Genomic DNA, 14,233 nt, shown 5'->3' with positions numbered 1-14,233 from the left:
ACCGCACCCCTTCTCTTACCAATGAGTTTGGACACAGTCGTAGAAGACATTCGAGAAGAGGCCCACGCGCGTGCGGAGGACATCCGTGCCGAGGGCGAAGCGCGCGCCGAAGAGATCGAATCGGCCGCCGAGGAGGACGCCGAGGAGATCGTCGCCGACGCAGCAGACGCAGTCGATCGTGAGATCGAACAGCTGCGTGAACAGCGACTCTCCAGCGCCAAGCTGGAGGCGAAACAGAAGCGTCTGGAGGCCCGCCGCGACGTCCTCGGCGACGTCCACGACCAGGTCGAAGACGAACTCGCATCCCTCGAGGGAGACAGCCGCAAAGAGCTGACGCAGACGCTGCTTGAGGCTGCAAGCGACGAGTTCGACGCCGACGACGACGTCAGCGTCTACGGTCGTGCCAGCGACGAGGACCTGCTCGAGGAGATCCTCGAGTCGTACGACGGCTACTCGTTCGCCGGCGAGTACGACTGTCTCGGCGGCGTCGTCGTCGAGAGCGAACAGTCCCGAGTCCGAGTGAACAACACGTTCGACTCGGTTCTCGAGGACGTCTGGGAAGACAACCTTCGGACGATCAGCAACCAACTCTTCGAGCAATGAGTGTAGGTGCCTCGAATCCGGAATACGTGAACGCTCGCGTTCGGTCACGCCGAGCCTCGTTGTTCGCGGACGAAGATTATCGGAAGCTGATCCGGATGGGGCCGAGCGGGATCGCACGGTTCATGGAAGAATCGGAGTACGAACGCGAGATCAACGAACTCGGCGCACGCTTCTCGGGTGTCGACCTGATCGAGTACGCGCTCAACCGGAATCTCGCAAAACACTTCCATGATCTGCTTGATTGGTCGAACGGGCAACTGTACGACCTCATCTCGCGTTACCTGCGAAAGTTCGACGTCTGGAACTTGAAGACCATTATCCGCGGGATCTACACCGAAACCGACCCCGAGGAGATCAGGACGGACCTGATCATGGCCGGCGAACTCGAGGAGGCAACGATCGATCGTGTGCTCGAAGTCGACACGATCGAGGACGCGATCGAAGTGCTCAACCGGACGATCTACTACGAGCCCCTCTCCGACGCCTACGAGGAGTTCGAAGAGACCGGTGCGCTCGTCCCGCTCGAGAACGCGCTGGACCGGGAGTTCTACGAGCACTTGCTCGACGATCTCTCCCGCGGTCCGGCAGCCGAGCCACAGGAGGGACCGGAGGCGAAGTACGTCGAGTTCCTGCAAGCGGAGATCGACTTCCGGAACGCCCGGAACGCCCTGCGACTCGCTCGCAGCGGTGCCGATCTCGACCCCGCGTCCTACTACATCGAAGGCGGCGTGCTGTTCGATGAGTCGGAGCTGAACCGACTCGTCAACGACTACGATGCGCTCGTCGATCACATCGGCGAGAACAAACGCTACGGCAAGCGCCTCTCGGGGGCGATGGATCGGCTGCGCAATGCTGACAGCCTTATCCAGTTCGAGCACGCACTAGACGCTGCGTTGCTCGAGTACGCAGATACGCTCTCGAGCATTTATCCGGCCTCCGTCTCGGCCGTGCTGTCGTATATCCTCGCGAAAGAACGCGAGGTCGAAAACATCCGTGCGATCGCGCGCGGTCGAGAGGTCGGCCTCGAGGAAAGCGAGATTGAAGAAGAGCTGGTGATCCTATGAGCCAGGAAATCGCAGTCGTTGGCAGTCCGGAGTTTACGACCGGCTTCCGTCTTGCGGGCGTCCGCCGGTTCGAGAACGTCCCGGACGACGACAAAGGAGCGGAGCTCGACGATGCCGTCACTGACGTCCTCGATGACGAGGGAGTCGGAATCGTCGTCATGCACGACGACGACCTCGAGTATCTGTCGCGAAACGTGCGCCAGACCGTCGAAACAAGCGTCGAACCGGTCGTCGTCACCATCGGCAGCGGAACCGGTGGCGGCGGACTGCGCGAGCAGATCAAGCGTGCGATCGGTATCGACCTAATGGAAGAAGACAGCGAGTAACACAATGAGCCAGGCAGAAGACATCGAAACCGTCGACGAAGACGGTGTAATCGAAAGCGTGAGCGGTCCAGTCGTGACCGCTGCGGACCTCGACGCCCGGATGAACGACGTCGTCTACGTCGGCGACGAAGGGCTGATGGGAGAGGTCATCGAGATCGAAGGGAACCTGACCACAATTCAGGTCTACGAAGAAACCTCCGGCGTTGGACCGGGCGAACCCGTCGAGAACACGGGCGAGCCCCTGAGCGTCGACCTCGGACCGGGTGTGCTGGACGCCATCTACGACGGTGTCCAGCGTCCACTCGACGTCCTCGAGGAGAAGATGGGAACGGCCTTTTTGGACCGTGGGGTCGACGCCCCCGGTATCGACTTCGAGACGGAGTGGGAGTTTACGCCAACCGTCGACGAAGGCGATACCGTCGGCTCCGGTGACATCGTCGGTGAAGTCCCCGAGACCGAAAGCATCACCCACAAGGTGATGGTGCCGCCGGATTACGAGGGTGGCGAAGTCACGTCGGTTGAAAGTGGCGAGTTCACGGTCGACGAAGTCGTCGTCGAACTCGACTCCGGCGAGGAGATCACGATGCACCAGGAGTGGCCCGTTCGACAGGCCCGTCCTGCTGATACGAAGGAAACGCCGACGGTACCGCTGGTCAGTGGCCAGCGCATCCTCGACGGTCTGTTCCCGATCGCCAAAGGCGGGACGGCCGCGATTCCCGGTCCGTTCGGTTCCGGGAAGACGGTCACCCAGCACCAACTCGCCAAGTGGGCCGACGCGGACATCGTCGTCTACGTCGGCTGTGGTGAGCGTGGCAACGAGATGACTGAGGTCATTGAGGACTTCCCTGAACTGGAAGACCCGAAGACCGGCAAGCCGCTCATGTCCCGGACGTGTCTCATTGCGAACACGTCCAACATGCCCGTCGCAGCCCGTGAGTCCTGTATCTACACGGGAATCACCATCGCGGAGTACTTCCGTGACATGGGCTACGACGTCGCACTGATGGCCGACTCCACCTCCCGGTGGGCAGAGGCCATGCGTGAGATTTCGAGCCGACTCGAGGAGATGCCCGGCGAAGAGGGGTATCCCGCCTATCTGGCCGCCTCGCTCTCGGAGTTCTACGAGCGTGCCGGCAAGTTCCAGAACATCAACGGGACCGAAGGCTCGGTGACGGCGATCGGCGCTGTCTCGCCACCTGGTGGCGACTTCTCCGAGCCAGTGACTCAGAACACCCTGCGTATTGTCAAGACGTTCTGGGCACTGGACGCCGACCTCGCAGAGCGTCGGCACTTCCCATCGATCAACTGGAACGAGTCGTACTCGCTGTATCGACAGCAACTCGACCCGTGGTTCCGAGAGAACGTCGAAGAAGACTGGCCGGAGGTCCGTCAGTGGGCCGTCGACGTGCTCGACGAGGAGGACGAACTCCAAGAGATCGTCCAACTCGTCGGGAAAGACGCGCTGCCGGAAGACCAGCAGCTCACGCTGGAAGTCGCACGCTACCTGCGTGAGGCATGGCTCCAGCAGAACGCGTTCCACGACGTCGACACCTACTGTGAACCGAAAAAGACCTACCGGATGCTTCTCGCGATCAAGACGTTCAACGACGAAGCCTTCGATGCACTCGAGGCAGGCGTCCCAGTCGAGGAGATTCAGGATGTCGATGCCACGCCACGCCTGAACCGGATGAACACGTCCGATGAGTGGAACGAGTTCATTGACGAACTCGAATCGGATCTCGAAGAACAGATTCGGAGTCTGTACTAACCATGAAAGAATACCAGACAATCACTGAGATCAGCGGCCCGCTGGTGTTCGCCGAAGTCGACGAACCGGTCGGCTACGACGAGATCGTCGAAATCGAAACCGACGACGGACGAACACTCCGCGGACAGGTGCTGGAATCGAGCGAGGGACTCGTCTCGATCCAGGTGTTCGAAGGGACGGGCGGTATCGACCGCAACGCGTCCGTTCGATTCCTCGGCGAGACGATGAAGATGCCCGTCACCGAGGACCTGCTCGGTCGGGTGCTTGACGGGTCCGGACAGCCGATCGACGGCGGTCCGGAGATCGTCCCCGAATCCCGTGAAGACATCGTCGGCGAAGCAATCAACCCCTTCTCCCGGGAGTACCCCGAAGAGTTCATCCAGACCGGTGTCTCCGGTATCGACGGGATGAACACCCTGGTCCGTGGCCAGAAGCTGCCGATCTTCTCTGGCTCTGGACTCCCCCACAACGACCTCGCACTCCAGATCGCCCGGCAGGCAACCGTGCCGGAAGAAGAGGAAGGCGACGACGAAGATGGCTCGGAGTTCGCAGTCATCTTCGGTGCGATGGGAATCACGCAAGAAGAGGCAAACGAGTTCATGGACGACTTCGAGCGCACGGGCGCACTCGAGCGATCGGTCGTCTTCATGAACCTCGCGGACGACCCCGCAGTCGAGCGGACGGTCACGCCGCGACTCGCGCTCACCACGGCCGAGTACCTCGCCTTCGAGAAGGACTACCACGTGCTCGTCATCCTCACTGACATCACGAACTACTGTGAGGCGCTTCGTGAGATCGGTGCCGCACGTGAGGAGGTTCCGGGCCGACGTGGCTACCCCGGATACATGTACACTGACCTGGCACAGCTCTACGAGCGTGCCGGTCGAATCGAGGGGAAGGAAGGATCGGTCACCCAGATTCCGATTCTGACGATGCCCGGCGACGACGACACCCACCCGATCCCTGACCTGACCGGCTACATTACCGAGGGCCAGATCGTGATGGATCGGGACCTCAACAGTCAGGGTATCGAGCCGCCGATCAACGTCCTGCCAAGCCTCTCGCGGCTGATGGACGACGGGATCGGTGAGGGTCTCACCCGCGGTGACCACGCCGACGTCTCGGACCAGATGTACGCCGCCTACGCAGAGGGTGAAGACCTTCGCGACCTCGTGAACATTGTCGGTCGCGAGGCGCTGTCCGAACTGGACAACAAGTATCTCGACTTCGCAGACCGCTTCGAGACGGAGTTCGTCGAGCAGGGGTACGACACCAACCGCTCGATCGACGATACGATCGAACTCGGCTGGGATCTGCTGTCGGACCTCCCGAAAGAGGCGCTCAACCGCATCGACGAGGACCTCATCGAAGAGCACTACCGCGAAGACACCGAGGAAGCAGAAGCGGTTCAGGCCAACTGAGCACCACTGCAGTTTCCCGCGGAACCCGTTTTTTACGATGGATACGCGCTGGCGAGACACGCGTACGTCTCTGACGGGTGCGTGTCGATCTGACAATATGACTGTGAGGTAGTATATCGAAACAATCGTATACCCGGTGGCTGAATTATGGCATGTATGCACAAGCCACTGCTCGTGCCGGAGTTTTTAGACCGGGCACGAACGCATTACGGGGACAGCGAGGCGGTTATCGCCACGACGGGGGAACGGTTTACGTACGACGAACTCGGCGAGCGGGCCGATCGGTTCTCGGCAGCGCTGCAGGAGCGTGGGATCGAGAAAGGCGACCGTGTCGCGGTGTTGGACCCGAACACTCACTACCACCTCGAGGCGGCGTACGGAATCATGCAGACAGGGGCGATCCACACCCCGCTGAACTACCGACTCACACCGGATGACTTCGCGTACATCCTGTCGGATGCCGACGTCGACGCCATCTACGCCGATTACGAGTACGCCGAAAACATCGAGGCGGTTCGCGACGACGTGCCAACGGAGACGTTTATTACGAACGACGTCGACGCCGTCGAGGGAGAGTGGGAGAGTTTCGATGCCGTCCTCGAGGATGCCGGGACAGAGTACGACCGGCCCGAGATGGACGAAGACGAGATCATTACGATCAACTACACCTCGGGGACGACGGGCGATCCGAAAGGCGTCTGTCGAACACATCGCGGGGAGACGATCCACGCCTATCTGACGGTCGCCCACCAGGAGATCAGCGACGACGACGTCTACCTGTGGACGCTGCCGATGTTCCACGCCAACGGCTGGGGCCACATCTTCGCCGTCACTGGAATCGGTGCGACCCACGTCTGTACGCGCGGCATCGACGCCGCAGAGATCTTCGAGACGGTCCGCGAGGAGCACGTCTCGTACATGTGCGGCGCGCCGACGGTGTTGAACATGCTGGTCGACTACTACATCGAACACGAACCCGAGACGACTGGCGACGCCCCGGTCCGACTCGCGACCGCCGGCAGCGCGCCGCCGGAGGCGACGATCCGAACCGTCGAAGACGAGTTCGGCTGGTATCTGAAACACGTCTACGGGGCGACCGAGACGGGACCGCTGATCACGACCTCCGACGCCGGACGACTCTTCGAGGCAGACAGCGACGATCGGTTCCGAATCAAGAAACGGCAGGGGTTGGCCTTCTTGGGAACCGAGATCAGAGTCGTCGACGAGGACGGCAACGATATCCCGAGAGACGACGAAACGCTCGGCGAGGTCGTCGTCCGTGGCAACCAGATCATGGAAAAATACTGGGGCAAACCCGACGCCACCGAGGAGGCGTTCACCGACCGTATCGAGGGCTACTACCACACTGGCGATCTCGCGACGATCGACGAACACGGCATGATCGCGATCCAGGACCGCAAAAAGGACATCATCATCTCCGGCGGCGAGAACATCTCGAGTATCGAACTCGAGGACACGCTGTTCGACCACCCCGAGGTCTCGGACGTGGCGGTGATCCCAGCACCGAGCGAGAAATGGGGCGAGACGCCGAAGGCGTTCGTCGTCCCGACGAGTGGCGATCCCGACGAGCCGGGAGTCTCCGAAGAGGACCTCGTCGCCTTTACCCGTGACAACCTCGCGGGCTACAAGACGGTCCACCGGATCGAGTTCGTCGCGGAGTTGCCGACGACGGCGACAGGGAAAGTCCAGAAGTACGAACTCCGAGAGGAGGAGTGGGAAGACGAAGACCAGATGGTCGGGCAGGGATAACGACGCTTCCAGCGAGCGGCTGATACGGTTTCGGTCCCGATGTACCGGTTGGATCACAGGACGGATCGCGATCCCGCCGGAGCTGGCATACAGCAGACAGTATGAATCCGTCGACGACAGAGCTCCGGTTCGGAGGGGGCCGTCGAGGCGTGGCAACGGCTCACGACGCAAAAAACTGTAAACAGTTATCCGACTGGGGGCTCAATCCCCCCACAAGATGGCCAAGGACGTCAAGCCCACCCGCAAGAACCTGATGGAGATCGAGGATCGGATCGAACTCTCCGAGCGCGGGCATGGCACCTTAGAGAAGAAACGGGACGGGCTGATTATGGAGTTTATGGACATCCTGGACAAAGCCCAGGACGTTCGCGGTGACTTAGCCGACGACTACAACGCAGCCCAGAAGAAAATTAACATGGCGCGAGCCATGGAAGGCGACGTCGCCGTTCGCGGGGCCGCCGCTGCACTGCAAGAACACCCCGAGATCACCACCGAGTCGAAAAACATCATGGGCGTCGTCGTCCCGCAGATCGAGTCCTCGAGAGTCTCGAAGAGCTTAGATCAGCGTGGCTACGGGATCATGGGCACCTCTGCCCGCATCGACGAAGCCGCCGAAGCCTACGAAGACCTCTTGGAAAGCATCATCCTCGCCGCCGAAGTCGAGACGGCGATGAAGAAGATGCTCAAAGAGATCGAGACCACCAAGCGCCGTGTCAACGCACTCGAGTTCAAACTCCTGCCCGACCTCTACGAGAACCAGGAGTACATCGAGCAGAAACTTGAGGAACAGGAACGCGAGGAGACGTTCCGTCTGAAGAAGATCAAAGAGAAGAAAGAACAACAGGAGAAAGCAGAGCGGGAGGCTGAAGCAGAAGCCGCCGAGGCCGAGGAGGCCGACGAGTCGGAACTCGAACAGGCACCCGCTGGCGACGACTGAGCACGTCTGCGACCGACGATGGCCTGTTCAGAGTGTGGAACGTCGACGATCGTCTTTTCGGTCCCCGAATCGTACCGACAGTATACGCCGGCGAACGCGACAGTCACAACGTTCTGTCCGCGCTGTCTCACCGTCGAGGCAGCCGAGTCGGCCGAGCCCGCCGCCGAGCCGGATTTCACGCGCGTCAGTGATGCGTTTCCGACGACGGCGAGCGCCGCGGTCCCACTGGCGCTTGCACTGGGGCTGTGTTCCTCGCTTGCGACCAACCGATCGGCGATCGAGACGCTGCTCGAGGACGTCGAGCGGGCGGGAACGGACCCGCTGTTGGTCCTCGATCGACTCAGTGCTACTCCCACGGTGGAGCCAGCGATCGACCTCGAGCGACGACGACACCAACTCGAGCAGCTACTGTATTGAGTTCGCGACGACGACTCGAGCCATGGCTGTTCGGTTGGTGAAAACGTGTGTGGGCACGATGCCCGAGAATCGAACGCGGGGTTACTTCGCGGTCGGGGTGACGCTGTCGCTGACGGCCTGTTTGACCTGCAGTGCGGCGCTTGCAGCGAGGCCACGGGCGACCTCGTCGCGTTCGGCAGCAGTGATGACTTCTTCGGCCGCTGGGACTTCGTCGACGTCCGGGGTAAAGCCAGCGCTGACGGCGTGGCCGATCGGCGGTCGGACAGCGACGGTGACCTGTGGACCGGTCAGCCCACTGGAGATATCGGAGTCGACGACGTATTCGTCGGGGAGGAACTCTCGCGTACGGGCAGCGATTCGCGAGACATCACGGTGAAGCAGACGTTTCTGTGCCCGCGAGAGGTCCGGAACGTCCGCCGCGGCACGCTGACCAGCACCCGTTTCTCCCGGCAGCCCTGCGTACGGCGTATTTCCGTTCATGAGAAGTGTGTACCCGGACCAATGGGCTGGCGGGTAAAAAGGATTCGCCTTCGGACAATTCGGACAGACCGACTTGTCACTGATTAACAAATCGGGTCGCTGTCGCCGTACACCGCCAGCACGAGCGCTGTTGTGTACGTTCCCGACTCGGCCTGCTCGCTCTCGACGACGACGTTCGGGTCGGTGAACGTCCAGTCGCGCAGTTCCTGACCCGCGCGCAGTCCCTCGTGAACGCGCCGGTCGACGTCCGTGGCGTCAGTCTCACCCGCGACCTCGTAGAACAGCCCCGGCCCGTCGTCGACGGACTGTGACCACGCGAGCGCCGCGGATACCTGTCCCGGGCCGGCCGTGGTGGCTCGAGCCTCGACGACGGTCAGCCGTTCGCCGGCAGGGCCGAGGTTGGGTGCGGTACCGACGGCTTCGACGGCAGTTGCCGCTGGAATCACGGAGGAGACGGAGACGAGGTTGTAGTTTTCGACACCAGCCGCTGCGAGTGCAGCGTCGTACGAGGCCATTTCGGTCGGCGCAGATGCCGATCCCCAGACGACTCGAATCTGACTCATGTCCGTGTTCGGGGACGGACAGCGTAAGGCGTTGCGATCCGGCTGAAAAACCCGTCAGTAGCCCTACTGGTAGAAGTAGCCGGCCGAGGAGACCACGTCGCTCGAGTCGTCGTTTTCGATTTTCTCTAGGGCCTCGAGGAAGTCCTCGTGGTGGACCTCGTCACGGTCGTCGCGGATAGCAAACATGCCGGCTTCGGTGGCGAGGCTTTCGATTTCGGCCCCGGAGTAGCCTTCGGTCTCTTCAGATAGTGCCTCGAAGTCGACGTCGTCGTCGACGTTCATGCCGCGGGTGTGAATCTGGAGGATCTGCTCGCGACCGTCGCGGTCGGGTTCGGGCACCTCGATGAGGCGGTCGAACCGGCCGGGGCGGAGGATCGCGCGATCGAGCATGTCGAAACGGTTCGTGGCGGCGATGATACGGATCTCGCCACGGGCCTCGAAGCCGTCCATCTCACTGAGGAGTTGCATCATCGTCCGCTGGACCTCGGCGTCGCCGGAGGTTTTCGACTCCGTCCGCGTGGTCGCGATCGCGTCGATCTCGTCGATGAAGATGATCGCCGGCTGGCGTTCGCGGGCCATCTCGAAGAGGTCGCGGACGAGCCGGGAGCCTTCGCCGATGAACTTGCGGACGAGTTCCGAGCCAGCCATCTTGATGAACGTGGCGTCGGTCTCGTGGGCGACAGCTTTGGCGAGCATCGTCTTCCCGGTCCCCGGTGGCCCGTACAGCAACACGCCGCTTGGGGGCTCGATACCGACTTCGTCGAACAGTTCGGGTTCGGCAAGCGGCTGTTCGACGGCCTCGCGAACTTCACGAACCTGCTCGTCGATCCCGCCGATATCGGCGTAGGTGACCGCCGGCTTCTCGGTGATCTCCATCGACTGTGCACGCGCGTCAGTCTCGGCGTCGAGAATCGTCTGGATCGCAAACGAGTCGTTGACGGCGACGCGATCACCGGCGCTGACTTCCTCGAGAATGCGCGGCGAGACGTCGGTGAGCACCTCCTGGTTGTTGCCGTGTTGTTTGACGATTACCTCGTCGTTCTCGAGGACGTCCTCGACGGTGGCGATGTACAGCGAGGAGCTTTTGAGCGCCTCGTTTTCGCGCTCGATGCGGTCGGCACGCTCGCGGAGTTGTTGGCGGCGTTCGTCGGCCGCCTCGAGTTGGTCGGAGAGCTGTTCGTTGACGTCCACGAGATCGGCAAAGTGCCCGCGGAGCGCCTCGAGCCGCTCATCGTCGGGAAGATCGGGGTCGATATCGCGGTGAGGTCGGTCTGGAATAGACGGGCTTCGAGACATCCTGACGTACGCTCGTAAGTCCCCCACGATAAATGTGCCTTTGGGTCGCGGACGGTTTTCGCGTGCTACTCGAGCAGCGCGTCCATCTCCTCGAGTCGCTGGCCGTAGGTCTCGAGCGCCCGGTCGATCGGTTCGGACGTGCTCATGTCGACGCCGGCGATCTGGAGGAGTTCGAGGGGATACTCGCGGGAGCCACGGCGGAGGAACTCGAGGTAGTCCTCGGCCGCATCCCGGTCCGGCTCGCCGCCGGCGCCGTTGGGCAGAATTTCGTCGACGATGGCCAGCGCGGCGGAGATCCCGGTCGCATACTGGTAGACGTAAAACGCCCGATAGAAGTGGGGAATACGCATCCACTCAGTGGCGATGCGGTCGTCGATGGCTGCTGGCTCGTAATACTCCGTTTTGAGCCCCTGATACAGCTCGTCGAGTCGGTCGGCCGTCAGCGGCTCGCCCGCTTCCTCGAGTTCGTGGGCTTTGTGTTCGAACTCCGCAAAGAGCGTCTGCCGATACAGCGTCGAGCGGACGCGTTCTGCGAACTCGTTTAAGACGTGTTTGCGGAACTCGGGGTCGTCGACGGTCTCGAGTAAGTGATTCGTCAACAGGGCTTCGTTGACCGTGCTGGCGACTTCGGCGACGAAAATCTCGTAGCCGGAGTAGATAAACGGCTGTTCGTCTTTCGTGAGCTCCGAGTGCATCGAGTGGCCGAGTTCGTGGGCCAACGTGTACATCGAGGAGATGTCGTCCTGATAGTTCATCAGGATGAACGGCTGGGTGTCGTAGGTGCCACCGGAGTAGGCCCCGGACTGTTTGCCCTCGTTCTCGTAGACGTCGACCCACTGGGAGTCGAGTCCCTCGGCGACGCGTGATTGATACGTCTCGCCCAGCGGCTCGAGCGCGTCGACGACGTACTCGGTCGCCTGCTCGTAGTCGACCTCGGGGCCTTCGTCACCGGTCAGGGGCATGTAGATGTCCCACATCTGAAGCTCGTCGACCTCGAGCGCCTGTTGTTTGAGTTCGGCGTGGCGGTGGAGCTTATCGAGGTTGTCGTGGACGGTGTCGACGAGCGTGTCGTAGACGTCGACGGGGACGTTGGGACCGTCGAGAGCGGCTTCGCGGGCGGTGTCGTAGTTTCGCGCCTGTGCCGTCTTGACGTCGGCTTTGACGCTGTTTTTGTAGGTGGACGCGACCGTGTTCCGGACCGACGCCCACTCGTCGAAGTACTCCTCGTAGACCTGTTGGCGAAACTCCCGGTCGGGGCGTTTGAGCAGGTTGACGAAGTTACTCTGTGTGATTTCGACGGCCTCACCGTCTCGCGGCTCCTCGACGGTGGGGAACTCCATATCGGCGTTCGAGAGCATCGTGTAGACTTCTCCCGTTGCACCCGTGACCTCGCTCAGATCGGCGAGCAGTTCCTCGACTTCCGCCGAGCGGGTGTGGGGTTTCATCCGGAGGACGTCGTCGATGTAGTGGTCGTAGGTCTCGAGGGCGGGTTCGGCCTCGACCATCGTCTCGAACGCCTCGCGGGTCAGTTCCTGAATCTCGGGTTCGATGAAGGAGGCTGCAGACTGGGTGTCAGCCGCAAGCGACTGCGAGCGAGCAGTCAGCGCCTGATACTCCTGATTCGTCGTGTCTTCGTCGCGGCGCATTCGGGCGTAGGCGGCGACCGTCGACACCTCGCGCATGATCTCGTCGCGTAACTCGAGCACGGCGAGAAGCGTTTCGGCGTCGTCGATGACCTGTCCCTCGTAGGCAGCAAGTTCGTCGACGCGCTCGGCGACCGACTCATAGGCGGCCTGCCAGTCGTCGTCGGTCGCGTAGATGCTCTCGAGGGCCCAGGTATACTCCTCGTCGATCTCGGAGCGTTCGGGAACGGAACTCATACCACCGATTTCGGAACGAAGGTGGTAAAACGTGTCGAACACCGAAGATACCGGACAGCGGTACTGTCGCCGACCAGTGGCGGAGCCGAACCCACCCGTTCAGACGGTCTGCTGTATTGTCAGTACCGGTGGGACCGCGACCCGTTTGCAGTTACAGCAGTCCGTCTCAGAACGGGACGTCGTCTGAGATGTTTCGTGAGGTTCCCTCGGTTAGTCCGTCGAATCCGGTCGTCACCGAGACGTGGTCGATCTCGTCGATCTCACTCGGCAGTCGCCGTTGAATCGCCTGCGTCGTCATCGGGCTGACGCCACAGCCGCTGCAGGCTCCCGTGAGGTTGATCGAGACGTGTCGCTTCTCGAGGTCGACCTCGGTGATCGAGGAGTCGCCGCCGTGGGCCTGAATCTGGGGGAAGTTCCGCTGGAGGAACAGGGAGACGGCTTCTCTGACGGCGTCTTCCGAAGACTGCGTGTTGGCAGAGTCGTTCATGGGAACACGAACGGACTGGGACGATAAATCTCTGTTCACCGGTCAGTTGCGCAACTCGGCGTCGACGGCGGTTCGGACGGCGCGGGCGAACCCGAGCATCGCGATGAACGTACTCGCGAAAACGACCGTAACGAACAGAAAGACGCCGAGTCCGACCGCCCCGGCATTGGGATGGGAGAGCAACGGCGACGTCAGACGATACCCGAGGAACCCGAGTACGATCCCCGCGGCCACGTAGACCGATGCCCGCCAGTAGGCACCGTACTCTTCGGGTGACAGTTCCATGCGCTGAACAATTAGCTCTGACCGTAAAAACCGCTCGTCCACTTACTGGATGCCGTCGGCGACCTGCCCCGCGACCCGCGCACCGGTTCGATGGTCGATCCGCCGGGTCTCGAAAACCTCCCGTGCGCTCGAGGCAGCGTCCTCGTCGACCGTGAACTCGAGGCCCGGATAGTCGACATCGGCCAGCACGAGCGGCTCCGCCGGCGCGGGGGCGATCCCCTCGTGGCCGGGCAGTGGGTCGGGCGCGAACGCTCGCTCGATTTTCTCGAGCGAGGCCGCGCCGGTACTGACAGCTCGGGCGAGCGAGACGAGTCGCCGGACGAGTTCGCGGGCGAAGCCGCCGGCAGTGACGGTGACGACGAGATACTCGCCGTCGCGGGTCGCCGACAGCGTCGGCGAGCGCTCGGTGTTGTGATCGTCCGGCGTGAGGTTGTGAAAGTCGTGCGATCCCGACAGGGCCTCACAGGCGGCGTGGAATCGGTCGTCGTCGATCGCCCGGTCGACGCCACCCGGCGTTGTACTCGAGTCAGCCGCGCCCGGGGGGGCGTACAGGTGATACGTGTAGGTTCGCCGCGTAGCGTCGTGGGTGGCGTGAAACGAGTCGTCGACGTCGGCGAACGCCCAGGCGCGAACGGCGGCGGGCAGTTCGGCGTTGAGTGCCCGTGGCGTCAGCCACTCCGGTCCCTCGAGGGTGATCGTCTGGGCGAGCGCGGAGACGCCGGCGTCGGTTCGGCCGGCGGCAGCGTAGCCCGCCGGCTTGTCGGCGTCGGGGGCAAGGACCTCGAGCGAGCGAAGGGCATCGAAGATCGTGTCCTCGACGGTGGCGACGTCGGGCTGGCGCTGGAAGCCGTAGTAGCCGGTGCCGTCGTAGGCGATCCGAAAGGCGCGCATCGGTTCAGTTCCGTCGACGAGCGCGGCCGTGTTAGGGCCGTCGAC

At 62.3% G+C, this 14,233-nt stretch carries 15 protein-coding genes; 8 read left to right on the top strand and 7 right to left on the bottom strand.

Going from position 1 to position 14,233, the window contains the following annotated elements; genetic code table 11:
• Positions 1-21 precede the first annotated feature (21 nt).
• From C495_RS09210 to C495_RS09175, 8 genes are all read left to right on the top strand, one after another.
• The gene (locus C495_RS09210) at positions 22-603 is read left to right on the top strand and encodes a V-type ATP synthase subunit E (protein ID WP_008162193.1); all 582 of its coding nucleotides are present in this window, start codon (positions 22-24) and stop codon (positions 601-603) included.
• Positions 600-1,667: a V-type ATP synthase subunit C gene (locus C495_RS09205; RefSeq protein ID WP_008162191.1), complete on the top strand. Its 1,068-nt coding sequence runs from the start codon at positions 600-602 to the stop codon at positions 1,665-1,667. Before C495_RS09210 ends, C495_RS09205 begins: the two co-directional genes overlap by 4 nt.
• A complete protein-coding gene (locus tag C495_RS09200; RefSeq protein ID WP_006066297.1) occupies positions 1,664-1,993 on the top strand; it encodes a V-type ATP synthase subunit F in 330 nt (109 codons plus the stop codon). Before C495_RS09205 ends, C495_RS09200 begins: the two co-directional genes overlap by 4 nt.
• Before the next feature lie 4 nt (positions 1,994-1,997).
• On the top strand, positions 1,998-3,761 hold the full coding sequence (locus C495_RS09195) for an ATP synthase subunit A (RefSeq protein ID WP_008162188.1): 1,764 nt from the start codon (positions 1,998-2,000) through the stop codon (positions 3,759-3,761).
• Positions 3,762-3,763: 2 nt separating this feature from the next.
• Entirely contained in the window at positions 3,764-5,182 is a 1,419-nt protein-coding gene (locus C495_RS09190) for an ATP synthase subunit B (protein WP_008162186.1), read from the top strand.
• Between the two features lie 156 nt (positions 5,183-5,338).
• Positions 5,339-6,952 carry a long-chain-fatty-acid--CoA ligase gene (locus tag C495_RS09185; protein WP_008162184.1) on the top strand — a complete coding sequence of 538 codons (1,614 nt, stop codon included), beginning with the start codon at positions 5,339-5,341 and terminating at the stop codon, positions 6,950-6,952.
• 217 nt (positions 6,953-7,169) lie between these two features.
• Positions 7,170-7,889 carry a V-type ATP synthase subunit D gene (locus tag C495_RS09180; protein WP_008162181.1) on the top strand — a complete coding sequence of 240 codons (720 nt, stop codon included), beginning with the start codon at positions 7,170-7,172 and terminating at the stop codon, positions 7,887-7,889.
• Between the two features lie 18 nt (positions 7,890-7,907).
• A complete protein-coding gene (locus C495_RS09175) occupies positions 7,908-8,306 on the top strand; it encodes a DUF6276 family protein (protein ID WP_008162179.1) in 399 nt (132 codons plus the stop codon).
• An 81-nt stretch (positions 8,307-8,387) separates the two neighbouring features.
• Here the strand turns inward: C495_RS09175 and C495_RS09170 are convergent, their stop codons facing one another.
• The 7 genes from C495_RS09170 to truA form a co-directional block, all read right to left on the bottom strand.
• Positions 8,388-8,786 (bottom strand): DUF5811 family protein, encoded by a 399-nt coding sequence (locus C495_RS09170; RefSeq protein ID WP_008162177.1) that lies wholly within the window; start codon positions 8,784-8,786, stop codon positions 8,388-8,390.
• An 83-nt stretch (positions 8,787-8,869) separates the two neighbouring features.
• Positions 8,870-9,349, bottom strand: coding sequence for a pyruvoyl-dependent arginine decarboxylase (locus C495_RS09165; RefSeq protein WP_008162176.1), 480 nt, complete (start codon positions 9,347-9,349; stop codon positions 8,870-8,872).
• Between the two features lie 63 nt (positions 9,350-9,412).
• A complete protein-coding gene (gene pan2, locus C495_RS09160; RefSeq protein ID WP_008162175.1) occupies positions 9,413-10,645 on the bottom strand; it encodes a proteasome-activating nucleotidase Pan2 in 1,233 nt (410 codons plus the stop codon).
• Positions 10,646-10,710: 65 nt separating this feature from the next.
• Positions 10,711-12,525 (bottom strand): oligoendopeptidase F, encoded by a 1,815-nt coding sequence (gene pepF / locus C495_RS09155; RefSeq protein WP_008162174.1) that lies wholly within the window; start codon positions 12,523-12,525, stop codon positions 10,711-10,713.
• A gap of 166 nt (positions 12,526-12,691) precedes the next feature.
• On the bottom strand, positions 12,692-13,012 hold the full coding sequence (locus tag C495_RS09150) for a NifU family protein (protein WP_008162173.1): 321 nt from the start codon (positions 13,010-13,012) through the stop codon (positions 12,692-12,694).
• Between the two features lie 42 nt (positions 13,013-13,054).
• Positions 13,055-13,297 (bottom strand): hypothetical protein, encoded by a 243-nt coding sequence (locus C495_RS09145; RefSeq protein ID WP_008162172.1) that lies wholly within the window; start codon positions 13,295-13,297, stop codon positions 13,055-13,057.
• A 42-nt stretch (positions 13,298-13,339) separates the two neighbouring features.
• The gene (gene truA, locus C495_RS09140; RefSeq protein ID WP_049890237.1) at positions 13,340-14,188 is read right to left on the bottom strand and encodes a tRNA pseudouridine(38-40) synthase TruA; all 849 of its coding nucleotides are present in this window, start codon (positions 14,186-14,188) and stop codon (positions 13,340-13,342) included.
• Between the last annotated feature and the right edge of the window lie 45 nt (positions 14,189-14,233).

It is taken from the genome of Natronorubrum sulfidifaciens JCM 14089 (genome assembly GCF_000337735.1).
Classification (GTDB): domain Archaea; phylum Halobacteriota; class Halobacteria; order Halobacteriales; family Natrialbaceae; genus Natronorubrum; species Natronorubrum sulfidifaciens.
This window is presented reverse-complemented; position numbering and strand designations above follow the sequence as displayed.